The following is a 21,058-nucleotide window of genomic DNA, read 5'->3' on the forward strand; positions in this document are numbered from 1 at the left end:
CCCTGCCCGGGGCGGCTCAGTCCTGGATCTGGCGCAGCGCCCGCATCATGGCCGGATCGCTGGTCAGCCGCTGGACGGCGTCCATGTAGCGCTGTGCATCGTCGCTGCGGCCCTGGCGCCGCAGCTGCTGGGCGGCGATCAGGCAGGCCCGGGGCAGTTCCTCCGGCGTCTTCTTCAGCCGCAGCAACCGGTCCAGTAACAACAGCCCCTCTTCCAGCGCCTCCCAGCGCAACAGGCGGCAGCACAGATCCGTGGCCTGGCTGGCCGTCAGCTTCAGGTTGGCGCGCTGGCGGTAATCCGCAAAGGTTTCCATGACCAGCGCACGCTCCTCGGCGCTATCCCCGGGCAGGGCCAGGAGGCGGCCGGCGGCGTCGTGCAGGTCCGGGTCCTCTTTCTGGACCTTGCAGGCGTGATACCAGCTCTCCAGTACCGCGGTATCGTCGGCGTTACGCTCCAGCAGGGGCCGGAGCCGGTGTTTGGCGCGCGTCACGTTCAGGGCCGCCAGGTCCTGCCGGGCCGCTTCCAGTGCCTCCCGGTCATCCTCACGATGGGACTCCTCCTGCAGGAACCCATCACGCTGCCACCCCAGGGCCCGCACACCAGCGGCAATCAGGGCGCCGGTGGCGATACCGCCCGCATGGGCTTCATAGGCCACATTGCTGCCCTCCGCCAGCAGGAACTGCAGCAGCTCCCAGCCCAGCCATACCGGCAGAAGCACGATGGCGGGGGCGCGCACGTAATCGAAATAGACCCAGACCCAGTAGAAGAAGCGCACCCTGAGACGCCCGTAAAGAACCGTGAACAGCCCCATGAGCCCGGCAATGGCGCCCGAGGCCCCGAGCATGCCGGTTGGTGTACCCCAGTGGACCGCCAGGGACAGGGCCGAGCCTCCAAGCCCCGCTACCAGGTAGGCCGCCAGGAACAGGCCCGGCCCGAGCGCGCCTTCCACCAGAATGCCCAGCAGCAACAGGAACAGCATGTTGCCGACCAGGTGCCCCACACCTCCGTGCAGGAACATATGGCTGAGCAGCGTTACCGGCTCCACATCGTCATAGTGCATCATGTACTGGCGCGTAAAGCTCTGGTCCATGAGCCGTTCGAACTCGGCCCTGTCGGCCTGCCAGTCGGCATACCGGTCGCTGTCCGGGTCAATGATGTCACCGGACCTCAACGCCGGCAGGAAATCCGGATGGGATTCGACCATCCGTGAGCGGGCAAGCGCGATGCGCCGGGCTGCCACATCATTCTCCGCCGCCCTGTCGAGCCGTTCCATCTGGTTGCGGAATTCCATTTCATATCCGGGAACGAACTCCTCCAGCCAGGCCCACTCCCGCTCCTCGAGACCACTCTCCTGGTAATACGAGGCCGCCTGCTGCATGACTCTGGTGTCACCGCCTTGAAAGATCGCGAACACGACACCATTGAGAAGTACCAGCAACAGGGTTACGAGCGGAAAGTTCTTCCGCGAGACAGCTTTATGGAGCGGAATGATCAGCATGGTTGGGCGTCCTTTTCTGTGTCCGGCTTCCTTTGGACCTGGGTCCGGGGAGAGCATAGCCCATTCGCCGCCCGTAGCCAGCCCCGATCCCAGCGATGGGATCTGTCCATCACCACAGCGTGATCACCCACACGAACATACAGGGGGAACCCCATGAAGATCCTGATGGTCCTGACATCGCACAGCGAGATGGGCAACACCGGCCACAAGACCGGTTTCTGGCTGGAAGAGTTCACGGCACCCTACTACGCATTCCGCGATGCCGGAGCCGAGGTGACACTGGCCAGCCCCGCAGGCGGTCAGCCTCCGGTTGACCCCAACAGCGAGGCGGACGATGCCCAGACCGAGACCACTCGCCGCTTCCAGACGGATGAGGACGCGAAAACAGCGCTCGCGACGACACAGAAACTCTCGGAGGTGTCGATCGACGGGTTCGATGCCGTCTTCTACCCCGGCGGCCACGGCCCGCTCTGGGACCTGGCGGAGGACGCCGACAGCATCCGTCTGATCGAGAACGCCGCCAGCCAGGACAAGGTGGTCGGTGCTGTCTGCCACGCCCCCGGTGTCTTCCGGCACGTGAAGGGTGCGAACGGCGAACCGCTGGTCAAGGGCCGCGAGGTAACCGGTTTCACCAATACCGAAGAGGAAGCGGTGGGTCTTTCCGGAGTCGTGCCCTTCCTGGTGGAGGACATGCTGGAGGCCAATGGCGCGGATTACCGCTGCGGGGATGACTGGAGTTCGTTCGTGGTCCGCGACGGCAGACTGGTAACCGGCCAGAATCCGGCCTCATCCGAGGAAACCGCGAAGGCGGTCCTGAATACCCTGAAGCAGTAACGGGCCCGTCTGGGCCCGTTCAGGGTTACTGGGTGGTGTTGTAGACGTAGGAGTCGACCGTGCCGTCCTCGTTGAAACGCACCACCAGATCCGTGGTTTCCGCATCACGGAAGGCGGACCAGCGGTACTTCGCGTAAGTCCAGGTCCGCTTGCCATCCTCGAGGCCAGTGCGCCACGGATCGCCGAACATGGCTTCAATGTCCGAGCGGGTCGTCTCGCCGACATTGATCTCTTCCACCTTGTGAGTCGCAAAGTCTTTGCCGACACTCGCGCAACCGGCAGCCGCGAGCATCACACCTGCCAGAAACACGCCTGCGAACTGCTTGCCTGTGCGCATTACACTACTCCCTTTACGGATGTCGCCCCCATCCTACCCAGAGCCTTCCAGCACTGAAAGTCACGATCAATTGCCGTTTATTCATTCCTCGACCACTTGCTTTGGACCGCCCTGCTGCCCTACATTGGTTGCGTTCCGCAGCGAGGGGAACTCCGGTGAGAATCCGGGGCTGTCGCGCAACGGTATGGTGGTTCCGCCACTAAGCCCGATTACCTCCTCGGAACAGAGACTGGAGCCTTCGCGTCAAGGGTGAAAGGTCGGAAAGGGCACTGCACCACTACCATCCCGTGCCCCTACCCTCCGTTTCGACTCCGCGTTGGCTTCTCCAATAATCCTCTGAAAGACTCAAGGAGAAGCCCGTGTTGGAAGCTACCATCCATTCCAATCCCGAATCCGTTCATACCGCCGGTATGCACACCAGCGATGAAACCGGTGGCCTGGACACCCTTATCCTGCAGAGCAGGCTGACCCGCAGCGCCCGGCGCCTTCTGGAAGCCATGGGTGTGCGCATCGAACCGGTGCGCTGGCACAGGGTGGCCGGGCCCGCTGTCTACAGGCTGGTCTGCGCCCAGCGGCGCCCCGTGCTCCACTGGCTGCCACCGGAGGCATCGGAGATGCTGATGGAGGACCTGCGCCGCGAGGAGGATGACCCGCGCACGCCGGAATGGGCCCATGACCTGCTGCGCCGCCAGCGTGCCGGCACCCTGCTGGACATGGATGACGGCATCGAGTTCGGGGACGACGGCATCGATGCCGGCCTTGTCCTGCATGATCTGCTGCGCCATCCCGGCGCCTGAACCAGCCGCCGGCCCCTGCGCTACATTCCGTCACAGGGATGGTGACGATGCTCACACTCTGTAATCGGCGCTGACAGCCATTCGGGAGTAGGCTGAATTGAGGCTTGCGACCAAACCAACAGGGAGGTTTGGCAATGGTAATGTCCGGCGGCTACCACGCCCAGTCCTCTCATACCCTGATGCGGGTAGGACTGGGCTGTATCGTCCTGCTGCTGGTTCTGGCATTCGGGGCCGCCATGGCCCTGATCGAGTTCAAGACCGGGGTGCGCGCCTACGCGACCGGAGAAAGCCTCTGGTCCAAGGGGCGACAGGCCGCCGTCTACCACCTGAACCGCTATACAGAGACCAGCGACCCGGCACACCTGAAGCATGCCCGCGAAGGCCTGGTGACGCCGCTTGCCTACCGCGAAGCACGCCGGGCGATGACAGCGACGCCCATGGAGGCCCAGCGCGCTGCCACGAAGTTCCGCGAAGGAGGCAGCCATGCCGATGACGTTCCACGCCTGATCAGCGTGTACCGCTACATGGGCTACTCCAGCCTGTTCCATTCCCCCCTGCAGATCTGGCGCGATGCGGACCCGCATATCCTGCGCCTCGAGGAAATCCTTCAGTTGCTGTCCAACAACGAGCTCGACAGCGGCGAATACCCGAACCTCCGGGAAGAGATTGACCGCATCAACCAGGAACTGGTGGCCATGGAGTCCGATTTCTCCGCGGATCTGGGCCGCATCGACCGGACCCTGAACGACCTTCTTCTGCTGACCGTAGCCACGGTTCTGGCGCTGGCCGGCGTGCTGGTGACAACGCTGTTCATCAGCGCCGCAAGACGCATGGCCCGCACCGAGGATGAACTGCGCACCACACTGGAGCATGCCGCCGTGGGCATGGCCCGGCTTTCGCTTTCCGGCATCATCCGCTCGGCCAACCAGCGCTTCGCCCAGACCCTGGGCTACCCCCGGGATGCACTGGAAGGCATGCAGCTGGACCAGCTTCTGCTGCTCAATGAAGGCGAAACCGGCCTGGATATGCCCAGCATGCGCCACAGGGTACTGCGCCACGGCACATGGACTCTGACCCGCGATGAACCCTGGACCCGGGAGGACGGGACGCCGCTCTGGCTGGAGTTCACCTTCAGCGCGGTACGCGACCACCGGGGCCGTATCGCCGATTACATCGTGGTGGTGGACGACATTTCCCACCACCGGAGCCAGGTGGAAAAGCTCAGCTATGAGGCCAGCCACGACCCACTGACAGGGGCCATCAACCGCCGGGAATTCCTCAACCGTCTGGCCATCTGCCTGGAGAACACCGGTTACGAACGCAGTCGTCATGCCCTGTGTTTTGTGGACCTGGACTATTTCAAGGAGATCAATGACACCCACGGCCACCAGGCCGGGGATGACTGTCTCGTCCAGCTGTGCCGGATCATCCGCGCCCAGCTGCGCGAAGGCGATATCCTCGCCCGCCTGGGTGGCGATGAGTTTGCCCTCATCTTCACCTACTGCCCCGTGGATGTGGCCGAACGCCTCGCCGAGGAACTGCGGCAACGGATCGCGGATCATGTCTTCAGTTCCGGCAGTATCACTTTCAGGCTGAGCGCTTCCATCGGCGTTACCGAGATCCGCAGTCATCACGGGGATCCGGAATCCGTCATGGAGGCCGCCGACCGGGCCTGCTACGGCGCCAAGGAGCACGGACGCAATCACGTCTACGTGGTCAGCCTGGATGAATCGGAGGCCGGAAGCGCACACGGCAGCACTTGAACGCCACAGACCAATCAGGGAGAGTGTGCGTCATGACTCTGGACGCACAGCTTGTAGACACAGCCCGGGCAATGAACGCCACGGGCCTCAATCAGGGCCGGTCCGGCAATGTCAGCGCCCGTTGCGGCGATGGCATGCTGATCACGGCCTCCGGATGCCATTTTGACGACATCACGCCCAAACACCTGGTGGAAACCGACCTGGATGGCCACTGGCGCGGCCCTCTCAAACCCTCCAGCGAGGCCTCCTTCCATGCCGCCATCTACCGCCAGCGCCCGGATGCCGGTGCCGTTATCCATGTGCACTCCCCCTGGGCCATGAGCCTGGCCTGTCTGCACCGCCGCATTCCCCCCTTCCATTACATGGTTGCGGTGGCCGGTGGCACGGACATCCCCTGCATCCCCTACGCCACCTTCGGCACAGAAGAGCTGGCGCAGCACGTGGCCCAGGGGCTCGCGGACCGTGATGCCTGCCTGATGGCCAACCATGGGCAGGTGGCACTGGCGGACACACCAGCCGCGGCACTGGAGTTGGCGCAGGAGGTGGAGCACCTGGCCCGCAGCTACGGGCAGCTCCTGCCCATCGGCGAACCGGTGCTTCTGGATGATGATCGGATGGCGGAGGTTCTGGGCCGGTTTAGCAGCTATCGCCGCAACGCCCAGACCACCGGAACCTAAGACGACACAATGTGCTGCAGCCCGCTGCACTCGACCATGGGGTCATCACAGTTCACCACGATGTCCGAGTGCGCCAGCACGTAGCTCTTGCCGGTGATGGTGTTCTCCACCACCTGGTGCGGGCCTTCCTGGTGGACGCCGGTGAAACTGCCGATGAAACCGGTCTCACGCAGGGAGATGGTCTCCAGCCGATCCCCGGGCTGGATGCGGCCTTCGTAGTTCATCAGTGCCAGGCGCGCGGACGTCCCGGTCCCCGTGGTGCTGCGACAGATCACTCCCGGATGCACATAGGTGGTGGAGCGGGAGCGGTAGAAATTGTCCGCCACCTGCTCCACCGGACCCATGAAGTGCAGGAACGGCAACGGTCCCACGTCCCCGAGGGTGTAATGGGAAAAGCCCCGCTCCGCCTGGATGGCCTCGACGATGCGATGGGCGCAGTCCGAGAGGTCATCCTCTTCATCCAGTGTCAGGTCAAAGCCCAGGTCGGTGGCGTCCACCAGCGCATAGAAACCGCCACTGTAGGCCACGCTGTAGGTGACGTCGCCCAGTGACGGCACATGGATGGTATGACGGTAGCTGTCGATGTAGCTGGGCAGCCCCTCACAGGTAATGGCCTCGACCACACCGTTCTCCACCCGGGCTTCCACCTGGACCAGGCCCGCCGGCGCCTCCAGCTGGAACCGCTGGGTGCCCTCCTGCTTGGGAACGATCCCCTGCTCGAGCACGGCGGTGGCGGTGCAGATGGTGTTGGAGCCGGAGTAGATGGGGTAGCCCATTACCTCCATGATGATGTAGCCGGCCGCTGCCTGCGGGTCCGTCGGCGGAACCAGCAGGTCCACGGACATCTCAGGGATCCCGTAGGGCTCGAACAGCAGCAGCTTGCGCAGGCCGTCCGCGTCCCGTTGCAGGTATTCCATCTGCTCGCGCACGGTACTGCCGGGCAGTGGCGCGATACCACCGGTCACGATCCGGCTTACGTCCCCACCGGCATGGGTGTCCATCAACCGCAGGGTCAGGTCATTGCTCATGATTGGGCCTCAATGGCGTAGGGGGCGCCGTGGTCGTCCCACTCGCTGTCGGGAACGATGACGATCTTGCCCAGGTAACCACTGCCGCGATTGACGAAGTATTCCTCCGCCTCACGCAGCGCCGAAAGCCGGAAGGCCCCGTGCAGGACGGGTTTCAGCTGCCCGGACCGGATCCAGGCCACCAGCTGCTCCGCCTCTTCGCGGGTCCCGTGGGACACCCCGAAGATCTGGACCTGGTACAGGTAGATCCGGGTCCAGAGCACCTCACTGACGTTGCCGGCGCTGGCACCGGCAATACTGAGCCGTGGGTAGGTGCTTCGGCGGGTCATGTCCGTGATCATGGTGTCGATGAACCGGTCGGTCATCGTGCCACCAGCCAGGTCCATGACCGCGTCGATGGGCTCGCCACCGGTCTCGGCCATAACCCTGTCCGTGAAGCTCTCCATGTCCGAACGGTCCAGTACCGCCTCGGCACCCAGCTCCTTCAGCACCGGAGCCTTCTCCTGCTGGCTGAGCGCATAGGGAATGGCGCCCATGATGCGACAGAGCTGGATGAGGGCCGTCCCCACACCGCCACTGGCGCCGGTCACAAGGACCCGCTCGCCCGCGGTCACGCCGGCCACGTTCAGCATATGCACCGCCGTCTGATAGGAACACATGCCCAGGGCCGCGAGTTCGGCATCCGCCAGCTCCGGGTTGTCCACCCGGTGGAACTGGTCGGAGGGCACGGCAACGTACTCGGCGAAGCCACCATCAGCACCATGGCCGTAATAGTCCGGCGTCAGGTTGATGTCGCGGCGGTCGTCCGGGTAGAGGTTGAAATCAAGAAGGCCGCGCTCTCCGACGCGGCCTTCATCAACGCCATCTCCCACGGCCACAACACGGCCCGCCACATCGGCCCCCTGGATGCGGGGAAAGGTGAGTGTGGGCTCGCCGCCCATGGCGAACGAGGCCACCTCATCCCTGTCCTTCGTGGGGTAAAGGCCCTCGCGGGCCTTGCGGTCGGTGTTGTTCTTGGCCGTGGCGCTGACCTTCACCAGCACCTCGCCCGGACCCGGGCGGGGTGTGGCCACATCGGTGCGGTACTGCAGCTGGTCCACACCCCCGTGGCCCATCAGCTGCATCGCCGCCATGGTCTCGGGGACGGACGCTTCGCTCATATCAGTCCACGAACTCGTCGATGATGGCGTTCAGCGTCTCGCTGGGCCGCATGGCCTGCTTGATCTTCTGGGCATCCGGATAATAATAGCCGCCGATGTCCACGGACTGACCCTGGATGTCGATAAGTTCCTGCAGGATCTGGTCAGCATTGTCTTCCAGCTTCTTCGACATCTTCTGGAAGTGCTCTTTCAGATCCTTGTCCTCATCCTGGTTCGCCAGTTCCTCGGCCCAGTAGCGTGCCAGCCAGACGTGGCTGCCCCGGTTGTCCAGCTCACCGGACTTGCGCGAGGGCGAGCGGTCTTCCTCCAGGAAGCGGGCCGTGGCCTGGTCCAGGGTCTTCGACAGCACCGCGGCGCGCGGATTGCCCTGCTTGTCGCCCATGTGCTCGAGCGACACCATCATGGCCATGAACTCACCCATGGAGTCCCAGCGCAGGTGATCTTCCTCCAGGAACTGCTGGACGTGGCGCGGCGCGGAACCGCCGGCGCCGGTCTCGAACAGGCCACCGCCCTTGAGCAGCGGAACCACCGAGAGCATCTTGGCGCTGGTGCCCAGCTCGATGATCGGGAACAGGTCCGTGAGGTAGTCACGCAGCACGTTGCCCGTCACAGAGATGGTGTCCTTGCCACGAACCATGCGTTCCATGGTCCAGCGGATGGCCCGGTCATAGCCCATGATGCGGATATCCAGACCCTCGGTATCATGCTCCTTGAGGTAGTGCTCCACCTTCTGGATGAGCTGGGCGTCGTGGGCCCGCTCCGGATCCAGCCAGAACACCGCCGGCATGCCACTGGCGCGGGAACGTTCAACCGCGAGGCGGACCCAGTCACGGATCGGCTCGTCCTTGGTCTGGCACATGCGCCAGATGTCGCCCTTCTCCACTTCGTGCTCAAAGACCGTGTTGCCGTCGTCGTCCACCACGCGGACGATGCCGTCTTCCGGCAGCTCAAAGGTCTTGTCGTGGGAGCCGTACTCCTCGGCCTTCTGGGCCATCAGACCCACGTTGGGCACGGTGCCGATGGTGCTGGGATCGAAGGCATCGTGGTGCTTACAGAAGTTGATCACTTCCTGGTAAATGGTGGCGTAGGTGCTCTCGGGGATGACCGCCTTGGTGTCCTTGAGCTTGCCGTCCGTACCCCACATCTTGCCGCCATCTCGGATCATGGCGGGCATGGAGGCATCCACGATCACGTCACTGGGCGTGTGCAGGTTGGAGATGCCACGGTCGGCGTCGACCATCGCCATCTCCGGGCGGTTGATGAAGCAGTCCCGGATGTCCTCCTCGATCTCCGAACGCTCGGAGAAGGAGAGATCCTGGATCTTCTGGTACAGGTGGCTCATACCGTCGTTCGGGTTCACCCCGATCTTTTCGAACAGTTCCTTGTGCTTCTCGAACACGTCCTTGAAGTAGACGGTCACGGCGTGGCCGAACACGATCGGGTGCGAAACCTTCATCATGGTCGCCTTCACGTGCAGCGAGAACAGAAGGCCGGCACGGCGCGCCCCCTCGATCTCCTCTTCCAGGAACTGGCGCAGCTGAGCCACGCTCATGAACATGCCGTCGATGACCTCACCTTCCAGAACCGGCACGCTGTCCTTGAGAACCGTGGTCTTGCCGGTTTCCTTGCCTTCCAGCTGGATGCGGACATTGCCCGCTTTCTCCATGGTGGTCGACTGTTCACTGTGGTAGAAGTCGCCCTTGCGCATGTGCGCCACGTGGGTGCGCGAGGCCTGGCTCCACTTGCCCATGCGGTGCGGATGCTTCTTGGCGTACTCCTTGACCGCGTTGGACGCACGGCGGTCGGAGTTGCCCTGGCGCAGTACGGGGTTCACGTTGCTTCCCAGCACTTTAGCGTAGCGGTCCTTGAGGGCCTTCTCGTCATCGGTCTGGGGGTTCTCCGGGTACTCCGGCAGCGGGTAGCCTTTTTCCTGCAGCTCCTTGACGGCCGCCCGAAGCTGCGGGACGGAGGCGCTGATGTTGGGCGTCTTGATGATGTTCGCATCCGGGTCCTGGGTCAGCTCCCCGAGCTGCTGCAGGTAATCCGGGACCTGCTTGTCCTTCGGAAGGTAGTCGGGAAACTGGGCAAGAATGCGGGAGGCAAGGGAGATGTCGGAGGATTCGACCTTGATGCCTGCGGGCGAGACAAAGGCCCTGACAATGGGCAGAAAGGAATAGGTGGCCAGCGCAGGTGCTTCGTCGGTCTCGGTATAGGTGATGGTTGGCTGTTTATCGGTCATGAGTGCCTCTGTCCTTCAGCGTTGTGGCGGGAGGGCCTTGCGCGCCTCCCGTTTGTAGATGACACCGGGCGGCGTTACTTCAGCCCGGTGAAGAAAGCCGTTGCGTTGTCCGCCAGCGACTCCAGGTGGTAGCCGCCTTCCTGGACCACGAGCGTGGGCAGGCCCAGCTCGCTGATCAGCCCGCCCATGCGCTCGAAGCCGCTCTGCGAGACGGCCACTTTCGCCTGCGGGTCGTCCTGATAGACGTCAAAGCCGAGCGAGACGACCAGCACGTCCGCATCAAACAGGCGGATGGCGCTGCGCGCTTCTTCCAGACGCTCAAAGAAGGTCGACTCCGGTGAGCCGTGCGGCATGGGCATGTTGATATTGTAACCGAAGCCCGCACCCTCACCGCGCTCGGTCTCATGGCCGCTGACCACCGGATAGAAATTGGTGGTATCGCCATGGATGGAGATATAGAGCACGTCGTCGCGATCGTAGAAGATCTCCTGGATACCCTGACCGTGGTGCATGTCCGGATCCAGAATGGCCACGCGCTGGAAGCGGCTGCGCAGGGCCTGGGCCGCGATGGCCGCGTTGTTCAGGTAGCAGAAGCCCCCGGCCGCGTCACGGCGGGCATGGTGACCCGGCGGGCGGGACATGGCGTAGGCACGCTGCTCGCCATCAAGCAGCTCGTCCGCGCCGGAAAGCGCACTCTGGGCCGACCAGTAGGCCGCCTCCCAGGTTCCCTCGCCGATGGGGCAGCTGCCATCCGCCTGATAGCGGGCACACTCGGCCAGAATGCCGTGCATGTGGTTGGGGGCGCGCACGAAGATGTTGGACATCACTTCCTCGCCCCAGTCTTCCGGCCAGCGCCGGTGCGCGGACTCGAGAAAACGCAGGTAACCCAGGTCATGCACCGCGCCGATGGGCGCCATACCGTGATCCACAGGCTCCGCCACCTGCATGCCCACGTTTTCCAGGCCCGTAAGCAGCTCCGGGGTACGCTCAGGAATCTCCTGCGGCGGGCGCATCTTGCCGCGCGTGAGGTACGTCAGCGGACGGTGCCGGTTCTGCGAGGGATGGAAGAATGCTTTCACGGAGGACTCCTTTGGCAGTGTGCGGTGCTCGGATCAGAACTTGCTCAGCCCCCATCATAATAGACGTCCGGCGAGTCTGCCTTTGCGGATCACCGAAAGACCCGGCTTCGCTCCGGTTTCCGGTGCCCCATTGTACGCTTCCCAGGCCCATTATGCGTCCGACCTTGGTCGAAGATGCCACTGGTGACCCTGGCCGGCAATCCATACGCTTTACATGAGAGTACAACGGAATACGCTGAACGCACACACACCCGCAGGGAGCTTCCCATGCTCAAGGCGCAATACAGCAGTCGCGGCCCCGTCCCCCAGGACGTGATCGAGGCTGTTTCCGAAGAAACCCCGAAGCCCGGCAGCGGCCAGGTGCTGCTCGAGGTGCTGGCGGCACCCATCAACCCGTCCGATGTCCTTACCCTGACCGGCGACTACGGCATCCTGCCAGAGCTGCCGGCGGTCGGCGGCAATGAGGGAGTGGGCCGCGTCGCCGAGACCGGCGAGGGCGTCTCCGGTCTCGACCACGGCCAGACGGTGCTGCTGCCAGTGGGATCCGGGACCTGGTCCACGCATGTCCTCGCGGAAGCGAAGGAGCTGGTGCCGCTGCCCAACGACGCGGACCCGAAGCAGCTCAGCATGATGACCATCAATCCGCCCACCGCCCTGCTCATGCTGCAGGAGTTCGTGGATCTGAAGGAAGGCGACTGGGTCATCCAGAACGCCGCCAATTCGGGCGTGGGCGGCTACCTGATCCGGCTGGCGGCCCAGAAGGGGCTGCACACCGTCAACGTGGTCCGGCGCGAATCCGCCGTGGCCGGTGTTGCGGCCCAGGGCGGCGACGTCACCCTGGTGGACGGACCCGACCTCCACAAACGCGTGAAGGAAGCCACGGGCGGCGCCGACATCCGTCTGGGCATCGATGCCGTGGGCGGTGACGCTACCGACCATCTGGCCAACTGCCTGACCGCCGGCTCCCCAGTAGTCAACTATGGCATGATGAGCGGCCAGCCATGCCAGATGTCTCCGGCGAACGTGGTCTTCCGTGACATCTCGCTGCGCGGCTTCTGGCTGTCACGCTGGTTCAGCCAGGCTGGCCGTGACCAGCAGATGGCCATCTACAGCGAAGTAACCCGCCAGATCGCCAGCGGCGCCCTGAAGGCACCGATCGCGGCCGAATACGATGTCAGCGACATCAAGCAGGCCGTGGCGGCCGCCGCCTCGGCTGAGCGCGACGGCAAGATCCTGGTGGTGCCCCAGCACTGACGTGCGTCACTCCGGCTTCTGGCTGCCCATGATCGCGGGCATCTCCCGGGGCCGGGGTGCACCCTGCTTGGCTGCCAGTTCGTCATTCCCATCCCAGTAGATGGTGGTGGGCGTGGCCCTGGCGCCCAGGTCCCGCATCAGGAAGTTGTTCTCCCGGACCTTGCCCTCTGCTTTCTTCACGATGGATTCGTCCGGCTCAATGCCACCACTCTCATAGGCTTTGCGGTTTTCCGCCAGCGCCGCCCCGGGGTTGTCGCTGCCGAGAATCGTGGCCGCCTTGGGCGTGCTGCTGCGCTTGATGATCCCGACCATGATGTGACGCAGCTGGACCCGGCCAGCCTCGATCCAGGGCGCGGCCTGCTCCCGGAACTGATCGCAGTAGGGGCAGTTGGGGTCGGTGAAGGTGTAGATGATCCTGTCCGCATCATCCGCTCCATCCTGGACCCAGTGACTGTCCTCCAGGGTCTGCCAGATGGCGTCTCCATCCATGCTCTGCTGCTGGGCGTGGGCCGGCAAAGCCAGGGCCAGCAGCAGGACGACGCCGGCGGCAAGCCGGAGGGCTCCGGTGTTGTTGGGACTCATCAGTTGTTGTCTCCTTTGTCGGTTCCGAACTCGGAAAGGTTGTCCGCAAGGGTCGCGCTGGAGAGCTCGCCATGATGGACGGTCACCAGCTGACCGGATGCGTCGTAGAAAAGCGTTGTGGGCAGCCCCTGGCTGCCGGTATTGGAAGCGACCTCCCGCTTGCGGTCCAGGACCACGTTGCGAAGCGTCAGGCCATGCTCATCCAGGAAGCTGTTGACGGTCGGCGGGCCTTCTCCCTGATTGACGAACACAAAGGCGATATCTCCGTGGGTTTCCTGGGCCTCTTCCAGCACCGGCATCTCACGTACACAGGGTGGGCACCAGGAAGCCCAGAGATTGACCACCATGGGGCGGCCGTCGGCCATGGCCTCCAGTGGCCGGTAATCACCATCGGGTGACTCAACGGCCACATCCGGTATCCCCTGCCCCTGGACCTGCATCAGCTTGATCAGCCCCCAGGGCAGGGCCCAGACCAGAACCCCGATGGTCACCGCAATCCCGAGCGCCTGGCGTACCGACGGATGCCGCCAGAGCTGCCATGCGGTTGCGGCCACACAGCCGACGAGGCCGGAGACCAGATGGAAGCCGCCATCGCGGATATCGATCATGCCCAGCAGGTCATCCCGGTAATGATCAAAGTACAGCACCACGAAACCAATCCGGGCACAGACCAGCGACCAGAGCAGGATATCCGTCAGCGGCCCGCCCACGCTCACCTGCTCCCGGCGCCCTGCAACGGCCCCGGCAAACAGGGCGACAGCGAAGGCCACGATCATCAGGACCTGGGCAATCGGAAGGCTCAGTGGCCCCAGAGCGATTGATGACATCCATACCTCCTTCAGAGTGACGACGCGCCCGTAGCGGACAGCCTTTCCAGAAAGGCATCGCTGCTGATCTCTCCAGTGACGCGATAGCCACGACGCTCCTGCCCATCCGGCCCGATCAGCATGATCGTCGGTGGGCCCACTACCTGCAGCTCGTCCATCAGTGCCTGGTCCGTGCGGTCGTTGGCGGTAACATCCGCCTGCAGCAGCTGCACATCCGCCAGCGCCTTCTGGACCTGAGGATCACCGAAGACCTCTTCCTCGATCACCTCGCAGGTGATGCACCAGTCCGCATAGAACTCCAGCAGGGTCCACCGCCCCTGCTCTCCGGCGCGGGCCACCGCCTGATCCAGGTCCGAGGGTGATTTGATCACCTCAAAACCGGCCATCCCGTCATCGGTTTCTCCGGTGCTGGCGGCGGGCTCACTGCTCCCCACAAAGGGTGTCAGCGGGGAGTACAGGGCACTGCCGCCGCCGGCCGCGCCAACCAGCATCAGGCCGCCCCAGAGACCCACCACCAGTGCCAGCGCTGCTGCCAGCGCCCGTGCTGGTTCAGCCAGGGTGGCATGGCGCACCGCATTCAGCGCCAGAGCCGAGACAATGACCGCCAGAATGCCCCAGAGTGCCATGACGACATGGTCAGGCAGGATTCGCTCCAGGAACCAGACAGCGGTACCCAGAAGAATCACCCCGAACACCGCCTTGACGCCGTTCATCCAGGCCCCGGGCTTAGGCAGGAAACTCGCTCCAAGGGTGCCGAATGCCACCAACGGCGCCCCCATGCCCAGCCCCAGGGCGAACAGGCCCAGACCGCCGTTGAGCGCGTCACCGGACTCGGCGATATACAACAGGGCGCCCGCCAGCGGCGCGGTCATACAGGGGCTGGCCAGCAGGGCCGAAAAGAAGCCCATCAGAGCCGCGCCTCCCAGGTGACCGCCCGTCTGGCGACCGTTCATCGCCTCAAGACGCTCCCGGATAAAGGCCGGCAACTGAAGCTCATAAACGCCGAACATCGACAGTGCCAGCAGCACGAAGAGCACCGCCAGGCCACCGATGAACAGCGGCACCTGGAACGCGGCCTGCAGATTGGCACCGATCAGCCCCGCCGCTGCCCCAAGCACCGCATAGGTTGCTGCCATGGTGACCACGAAAATCAGCGACGGCCAGAAGGCCTGGCCGCGCGCCGCCTGGCTGCCCACAATCACCGCGGACAGGATGGGAACCATTGGCAGCACACAGGGCGTGAAGACCAGAAGCAGGCCCAGCCCGAAGAACAGGGCCAGGTTCCAGGCCAGACTGCTGTCCGCGAGGCTGCTGGCCAGGTATTCATCCTCCGCTTGTGGTGCTGCCCCGCCAGCCTGTTCAGCGTTGGGATTCCCGCCATCACCGTCATCGGGACTGGCCGTTTTCCCGTCCAGCGTCACAGTGGCGCTCTGGGGCGGATAGCACAGGCCCTTGTCCGCGCAGCCCTGCCAGCTCAGCTCCAGGGTGCGGGCCTCCCCGGGGTCAATCAGCACCTCCGCCTGACCGTAATAGACCTCGGACTCCCCGAAATACTCGTCGGTGATGATCTCGCCTTCCGGGTAGCTCACGCTCGCGGGCTCAGCGTCCTGTCCGGTCACGGTCATGCGTTTGCGGTAGAGGTAGTAATCATCCGCAATATCCCACGCCAGACGGTACTGATCACCGTCAGGAACCAGCTCGTACTGGAACGCCTCCTCCGGGGATAGAAAATCCGACTGATCAATGGCCGCCTGAACCGGTATCATGCCGGCAAGCATCAGGAACAGGGCTGCCATCACCGTCGCTGCTGACCGGGTGTGTCTCATTCTGTCTCCCTGCTGTTCACGCAATTGGCAGGATTGTGCAGGGAACCGATTAAGTGGGCATTAAGATGCATGTGTTGCTGATTGAGGACGATGATCTGGTGGCCTCCGGTCTGGTCAGCGGCCTGGAGATGGATTCCTTTGTGGTCGACCGGGTCACCAGTGCCAGGAGCGCGGAACACGCCATGGCGACGGTGAACACCGATATAGTGATCCTGGATCTTGGCCTGCCGGATGGGGATGGCCTTGAACTGCTGCGCCAGTGGCGGACGCGGGGCGTCACCGTGCCGGTTCTGGTACTGACGGCCAGGGACGCCATGGATGACCGGGTGACCGGGCTGGAATCCGGAGCGGACGACTACGTTCTCAAGCCCTTTGACCTGGACGAGCTGAGCGCCCGGCTGCGGGCCCTGCTGCGCCGCGCATCCGGCCGCGCCTCGCCCGCGATCGAGCATGGCAGCCTGCGGTTCATGCCGGAACGCGGCGAAGTCACCCTGAACGGGGAGCCGGCCACCCTCCCGCGCAGGGAGCTCCTGCTGCTGGAAAAGTTCCTGCGGTCCAGTGGCAGCATCCTGACAGGGGAGCAGCTCAAGGACGCCCTGTACGGCATGGATACCGAGATCGGCAGCAATGCCCTCAATGTGCACATTCACCACCTGCGCCAGAAACTGGGCCGGGAGCTGATCCAGACGGTCCGCGGCATGGGTTACCGGCTGGGCCCTCCACCCGGCGATGACAGCAGGGAACCGCAATGACGCTGAAACGGCGACTGGTTCTGGGCGTGGGGCTGGCCCTGGGGGTTCTGTGGGCATCCGCCGCTGCCCTGCTGTTCCTCGACCTGCGCAGTCAGGTGTCCGATACCCTGGATGAGCGCCTGGCTGCCTCCGCCCGGATGGTCGCGGGTCTGGTCGCCCGTCAGCCCGGACTCCTGGAAAGCCCCCGAAGTGATACGGAGCTGGTGCAGCCGGAGTCCGAAGGCGTGGCCTGCCAGATCCAGGCCGCCGGCGGTGAGGTGCTGGTGCGCACCGAAGGCGCCAACAGCCAGGCCCTGGACGCCCGCGAGCCCGGCTACCGGAACACCATGATCAACGGAGAGCGCTGGCGTCTCTATACCCTTGAGCACAACGGGCTGCACATCACCACAGCGGACCGCATGACGGAGCGCGGTGAGCTTCGTGAAGGCATTCTCCTGGTTCTGGTTGCCCCCTTTGCGCTGGCACTTGCCGGCGGCATCGGCGTGGTCTGGTTCGGCATAAGCCGGGGTCTGGCGCCCCTTGAGCGACTCAGTCGTGAGGTCTCCCGGCGCCGCCCTTCCATGCTCACCCCCGTGGACATCGGATCAGCACCGGCGGAACTCCAACCGGTGGTCTCAACGCTGAATGATCTGCTGGCGCGGGTGAACGAGGCGATACAGCGCGAGCAGCACTTCGCCAGTCAGGCGGCCCATGAACTGCGCACGCCACTGACCGCCATCAAGACAAATCTGCAGGTAGCGGCACGCCAGGCACCCGAAGCCAGCCGGGCCCTGGACCAGGCGCAAGCCGGCATCCAACGCATGCAGCGCATCATCGAGCAGCTGCTGATGCTTGCCAGGGTTGAACGGGCGGGCGCACACGGCCATGAACGGGCAGCCGTGGAAACAGTGATCCATCAGGCCATTGCGGATCTGCCGGAGCGCGATCGAATCCGCACCGATTCGGAGCCATCACTCCCGGATCTGCCACTTCCCGCGCCACTGGCCTCAACAGCCCTGCGCAACCTGCTGGAGAATGCGCTGCGCCACGGCACCAACGGGGAAACGGTCGAATTGAGGGTCAAGTGCAGCGGCACGGACCTTGTAATGACGGTGACCAATCCAGCCGGGGAGAACGCCACGGGGGACCCCGAGCGCAGCGACGGTCTAGGGCTCACCATCGTGCGTGCGATCACGGAACGATTCGATGCCCGGTTCGAATTCCGGCATCCACGGGAAGGGATGGTGGAGGCTGTTATCACCTGGCCGACTTGACCCGGTACCCCACCCCCAACGATCATAAGCGCCCCTTTCGCAATATGGAAATGAGCGCATGAGTGATTCAGGCGTAAAAACCGACGAGAAAAAACAGCACTTTGACGATATCTACGTGGCGGAAACGCCCGTTCCCTTCAAGGAACGCATCCTCGACGAACTCGACTACGTCTCGGACAACTTCAACCGCCAGACCTTTGATCGACTGATCCTGCCCTGGGCCGAGAAGAAGGCCGCCAGTGGTACCCTCAATGTTGTTGACCTCGCCGGATGCTTCGGCAACACCACCATGGCAACCATTAACGGCATGGATTACGACGGTATCCGCGAGAACTGGAAGGACGCGGAAACCTGCAAGAAAGTGGCCCAGCCGCGCCGCTTCAACGCCAGTGTCACCGGCATCGACATCTCCGCCAATGCCCTGGCCTACGGCCAGTCCGCCGGCATCTACGACAACACCATCCAGGCGGACCTGAACACGCCGGATGCCGCGACCCAGGCGGAACTCGAAAAGACCATGAAGAACGCCAATATCCTGATCTCCACGGCGGCCCTGGTCTATCTCGAGCCCCACGCGGTGGAACGCCTGATGGACGAATTCGCCGCCGGCGATGACGAAGGCTACCTGCTGGTGAACTTCCTCAACCCCTTCGCACTGGAAGCGGCGGATGCCACCAAGCGTATCCTGCTCGAGCGCTTTGAGTTCGTCGGCAGCATGGCCTCACGCCACCGGCTCATGTCCGAGCTGGAACGCTCCAACTACCCGGGCGAGGAATGGGCCCTGCTGGAAATCTGGGCGCTCAAGCGCCGCAAGTAATCCAGGTTACGGCGCCGCCCGAAGCAGTTGCCAGGGGCGGTGCCAGACCGGCACCCAGCCGGTCTGCCCTTCCCCCGCGCGCCACTCCGGCGCCAGCCAGAGATCCGCAATCGCAACCAGCTCCCCGCCACTGAAAACCAGCGGCAGGTGTGCCCGTTCCCAGGGCGGAATGCGCTGTTCCTGCAGCCATTTGCGCAACGGGCGATGGGGCTGGCCGGGACCAGGACGGAAACGCTCACCACCGGCGCGGGGCCGGATCCGGAAACGCTCTCCCGCATTCACGGCCAGGCCGCTTCCCTCAGAGCGCTCGGCGGACAGCCGGGTTCCGAACCACTCGAGATCGTTGCCCACAGACCATTCAACCGCCGCATCCCGGCCCACCACGGGCAGATCCGGAACCAGCCAGAGCTGATCCCGGAAACGGCAGACCCGCCAGTCTTCCCCACGCAGTTCCGGTTGACCGTCATCGGGCGCGTGGAGCAGTGCCTCCAGCCCGGAAGCCAGACGCCGTTCCCCCGGCGGCTGGCAGCCATGCCGGATCAGCAGGTGGCGCAGAAGCTGCTGGCGCCGGGGCCCGCTCAGCTGCCCCAGTGCCAGGACGCTGATGCCCTGCCCGCTGGCCGCGCTCCCGGCATCGATGTCGGCCAGTTCCGAAAGCAGCTCCTCCGCTTCCCGGCAGTGCTCGGCACTGCGGCCCATCCGCCAGGCACTCCGGGGCCAGCGCGCCTCCAGACGCGGCATCACCTCGTGACGCAGGTAGTTGCGGTCAAAGCGGGTATCCCGGTTGGAACTGTCCTCGCACCAGTCCAGCGCCCAGTCACGGGCCAGAGCCTCAATGCGCCGCCGTTCCAGGCCCAGCAGGGGCCGCACCAGGCGACCGCTGCCCAGTTCCCTTTCCGCCGGCATCCCGGCCAGGCCACGCACGCCACTGCCACGCAGCAGCCGCAGCAGCACGGTCTCGGCCTGGTCGTCACCATGGTGTGCCATGAACAGCAGATCCCCGGGTTCCAGCAGGGACTCGAAGCACTCATACCGGGCATTTCTGGCCCGGGCCTCCAGATCCGGCTGTTCCGGATCAAGCGCCAGCCGCTCGCTCACCAGCGGCACACCCAGCGCCTCACAGACCCGCTCACAGTGCTGCTGCCACTGATCGGCGGATGCGTTCAGGCCATGATGGAGATGGATGGCATGCAGATGGGCATTGTGGCGTGGCGCCAGCGCGGCCAGGCAGTAGAGAAGGAAGGTGGAATCGCAGCCGCCGCTGAGGGCAATCCACCAGCGACGGCTTTCCGGCAGGTTGTGAAAGGCCCCGCTCAGATCCTGGGGCCAGGCCTCCGGCGCCGGCGGTTCACTGCTTGCTGGCATCGTAGCGGGTCAGGCGCTCGTAACGCTGCTCGACCAGCTCGGAAATGGAGAGCTGTTCCAGTGCGTCCAGCTCCTCAACCAGGGCCTCCCGCAGGCTTGCGCCCATGGTGGACTGGTCGCGGTGGGCCCCGCCCAGCGGCTCCGGGATGATCCGGTCGGATACACCGAGTGACTTGAGCCGGTCCGCTGTCACTCCCATGGCCGCGGCCGCGTCCGCGGCGTGGTCGGCGCTCTTCCACAGGATGGACGCGCAGCCCTCGGGCGAGATGACGGCATAGGTGGAATACTGGAGCATGCAGAGCCGGTCACCGACACCGATCGCCAGCGCGCCGCCAGAGCCACCCTCGCCGATCACCGTGCAGATGATGGGGGTCTGCAGCCGCGACATCAGTGCCAGGTTGTTGGCAATCGCCTCGCTCTGGCCGCGCTCCTCGGCACCAATGCCGGGATAGGCCCCGGGGGTGTCGATCAGGGTGATCAGTGGCAGCTGGAAGCGTTCGGCCATGCGCATCAGCCGCGCCGCCTTGCGATAGCCCTCGGGTTTGGGCATGCCGAAATTGCGGTGGACCTTGTCCTTGATCTCGCGCCCCTTCTGGTGACCGATGACCATCACCGGCCGGCCATCAAGCCGTGCCAGGCCACCCACAATGGCCGGGTCATCCGCAAAGCTGCGGTCACCGTGGAGTTCATCGAAATCCGTGAACACTTCATCGATGTAGTCGAGGGTGTAGGGACGCTGGGGATGGCGCGCCAGCCGCGCGATGTCCCATGCCTTGAGGTCGCCGAATATGCTCTCGGTCAGGCTGATGCTCTTGTTGCGGAGCCTGTTGATCTCCTCCGAGATGTTGACGTCGGCGTCATTGCCGACCAGACGGAGTTCCTCGATCTTGTCCTCGAGTTCGGCGATGGGCTGTTCGAAATCCAGGTATTGGGGGTTCATGGCGCTCCATCTGTTGTTTCTTGCAACCGT

19 protein-coding genes are annotated in these 21,058 nt (G+C 64.3%); 8 read left to right on the plus strand and 11 right to left on the minus strand.

What is annotated here, in order from left to right; genetic code table 11:
- Positions 1 to 16: 16 nt before the first annotated feature.
- On the minus strand, positions 17 to 1,498 hold the full coding sequence (locus CK501_RS11590) for a rhomboid family intramembrane serine protease (protein ID WP_158223106.1): 1,482 nt from the start codon (positions 1,496 to 1,498) through the stop codon (positions 17 to 19).
- Positions 1,499 to 1,651: 153 nt separating this feature from the next.
- Here CK501_RS11590 and CK501_RS11595 point away from each other — a divergent pair, with 153 nt between their 5' ends.
- Positions 1,652 to 2,332 carry a type 1 glutamine amidotransferase domain-containing protein gene (locus CK501_RS11595; protein ID WP_095617907.1) on the plus strand — a complete coding sequence of 227 codons (681 nt, stop codon included), beginning with the start codon at positions 1,652 to 1,654 and terminating at the stop codon, positions 2,330 to 2,332.
- 25 nt (positions 2,333 to 2,357) lie between these two features.
- On the opposite strand, the gene bamE is transcribed toward CK501_RS11595, so the two are convergent.
- Positions 2,358 to 2,669 (minus strand): outer membrane protein assembly factor BamE domain-containing protein, encoded by a 312-nt coding sequence (gene bamE / locus CK501_RS11600; protein WP_095617908.1) that lies wholly within the window; start codon positions 2,667 to 2,669, stop codon positions 2,358 to 2,360.
- 359 nt (positions 2,670 to 3,028) lie between these two features.
- Between bamE and CK501_RS11605 the strand changes: the two genes are divergently transcribed.
- The 3 genes from CK501_RS11605 (at position 3,029) to CK501_RS11615 (ending at position 5,906) form a co-directional block, all read left to right on the plus strand.
- A complete protein-coding gene (locus CK501_RS11605) occupies positions 3,029 to 3,466 on the plus strand; it encodes a hypothetical protein (RefSeq protein ID WP_143421429.1) in 438 nt (145 codons plus the stop codon).
- A gap of 134 nt (positions 3,467 to 3,600) precedes the next feature.
- Positions 3,601 to 5,229, plus strand: coding sequence for a GGDEF domain-containing protein (locus CK501_RS11610; RefSeq protein WP_095617910.1), 1,629 nt, complete (start codon positions 3,601 to 3,603; stop codon positions 5,227 to 5,229).
- A 32-nt stretch (positions 5,230 to 5,261) separates the two neighbouring features.
- Positions 5,262 to 5,906, plus strand: coding sequence for a class II aldolase/adducin family protein (locus tag CK501_RS11615; protein ID WP_095617911.1), 645 nt, complete (start codon positions 5,262 to 5,264; stop codon positions 5,904 to 5,906).
- On the opposite strand, the gene CK501_RS11620 is transcribed toward CK501_RS11615, so the two are convergent.
- The 4 genes from CK501_RS11620 to CK501_RS11635 form a co-directional block, all read right to left on the minus strand.
- Positions 5,903 to 6,934, minus strand: coding sequence for a proline racemase family protein (locus CK501_RS11620; RefSeq protein WP_095617912.1), 1,032 nt, complete (start codon positions 6,932 to 6,934; stop codon positions 5,903 to 5,905). The two genes, CK501_RS11615 and CK501_RS11620, sit on opposite strands and share 4 nt — an antisense overlap.
- Positions 6,931 to 8,094 (minus strand): alcohol dehydrogenase catalytic domain-containing protein, encoded by a 1,164-nt coding sequence (locus tag CK501_RS11625; protein ID WP_095617913.1) that lies wholly within the window; start codon positions 8,092 to 8,094, stop codon positions 6,931 to 6,933. Before CK501_RS11625 ends, CK501_RS11620 begins: the two co-directional genes overlap by 4 nt.
- A 1-nt stretch (position 8,095) precedes the next feature.
- Entirely contained in the window at positions 8,096 to 10,333 is a 2,238-nt protein-coding gene (locus CK501_RS11630; RefSeq protein WP_095617914.1) for an NADP-dependent isocitrate dehydrogenase, read from the minus strand.
- Between the two features lie 74 nt (positions 10,334 to 10,407).
- Positions 10,408 to 11,412 (minus strand): histone deacetylase family protein, encoded by a 1,005-nt coding sequence (locus CK501_RS11635; protein ID WP_095617915.1) that lies wholly within the window; start codon positions 11,410 to 11,412, stop codon positions 10,408 to 10,410.
- A gap of 267 nt (positions 11,413 to 11,679) precedes the next feature.
- Here CK501_RS11635 and CK501_RS11640 point away from each other — a divergent pair, with 267 nt between their 5' ends.
- Complete coding sequence (locus CK501_RS11640) at positions 11,680 to 12,666, plus strand: zinc-dependent alcohol dehydrogenase family protein (protein ID WP_095617916.1); 987 nt, start codon at positions 11,680 to 11,682, stop codon at positions 12,664 to 12,666.
- Between the two features lie 6 nt (positions 12,667 to 12,672).
- Here CK501_RS11640 and dsbG read toward each other — a convergent pair whose 3' ends face one another.
- The 3 genes from dsbG to dsbD are packed head-to-tail and all read right to left on the minus strand — an operon-like array spanning position 12,673 to position 15,901.
- Entirely contained in the window at positions 12,673 to 13,248 is a 576-nt protein-coding gene (dsbG, locus tag CK501_RS11645; protein WP_095617917.1) for a thiol:disulfide interchange protein DsbG, read from the minus strand.
- Positions 13,248 to 14,075 carry a TlpA disulfide reductase family protein gene (locus CK501_RS11650; protein ID WP_095617918.1) on the minus strand — a complete coding sequence of 276 codons (828 nt, stop codon included), beginning with the start codon at positions 14,073 to 14,075 and terminating at the stop codon, positions 13,248 to 13,250. The genes dsbG and CK501_RS11650 overlap by 1 nt, the downstream gene beginning before the upstream one ends.
- 11 nt (positions 14,076 to 14,086) lie before the next feature.
- Positions 14,087 to 15,901: a protein-disulfide reductase DsbD gene (gene dsbD / locus CK501_RS11655; protein WP_095617919.1), complete on the minus strand. Its 1,815-nt coding sequence runs from the start codon at positions 15,899 to 15,901 to the stop codon at positions 14,087 to 14,089.
- A 65-nt stretch (positions 15,902 to 15,966) separates the two neighbouring features.
- Here dsbD and CK501_RS11660 point away from each other — a divergent pair, with 65 nt between their 5' ends.
- Genes CK501_RS11660 through CK501_RS11670 form a run of 3 tightly spaced genes read left to right on the plus strand, consistent with a single transcriptional unit; the run spans position 15,967 to position 18,723 of the window.
- The gene (locus CK501_RS11660) at positions 15,967 to 16,653 is read left to right on the plus strand and encodes a response regulator (protein WP_095617920.1); all 687 of its coding nucleotides are present in this window, start codon (positions 15,967 to 15,969) and stop codon (positions 16,651 to 16,653) included.
- Positions 16,650 to 17,906 carry a histidine kinase dimerization/phospho-acceptor domain-containing protein gene (locus CK501_RS11665; protein WP_095617921.1) on the plus strand — a complete coding sequence of 419 codons (1,257 nt, stop codon included), beginning with the start codon at positions 16,650 to 16,652 and terminating at the stop codon, positions 17,904 to 17,906. The genes CK501_RS11660 and CK501_RS11665 overlap by 4 nt, the downstream gene beginning before the upstream one ends.
- A gap of 58 nt (positions 17,907 to 17,964) precedes the next feature.
- Entirely contained in the window at positions 17,965 to 18,723 is a 759-nt protein-coding gene (locus CK501_RS11670) for a class I SAM-dependent methyltransferase (protein WP_095617922.1), read from the plus strand.
- A 6-nt stretch (positions 18,724 to 18,729) separates the two neighbouring features.
- Here CK501_RS11670 and tilS read toward each other — a convergent pair whose 3' ends face one another.
- Positions 18,730 to 20,088: a tRNA lysidine(34) synthetase TilS gene (tilS, locus tag CK501_RS11675; RefSeq protein WP_095617923.1), complete on the minus strand. Its 1,359-nt coding sequence runs from the start codon at positions 20,086 to 20,088 to the stop codon at positions 18,730 to 18,732.
- Entirely contained in the window at positions 20,072 to 21,028 is a 957-nt protein-coding gene (gene accA, locus CK501_RS11680; protein ID WP_095617924.1) for an acetyl-CoA carboxylase carboxyl transferase subunit alpha, read from the minus strand. The genes tilS and accA overlap by 17 nt, the downstream gene beginning before the upstream one ends.
- Positions 21,029 to 21,058 lie beyond the last annotated feature (30 nt).

It is taken from the genome of Halovibrio salipaludis, assembly GCF_002286965.1.
Taxonomy (GTDB): Bacteria; Pseudomonadota; Gammaproteobacteria; order Pseudomonadales; family Oleiphilaceae; genus Halospina; species Halospina salipaludis.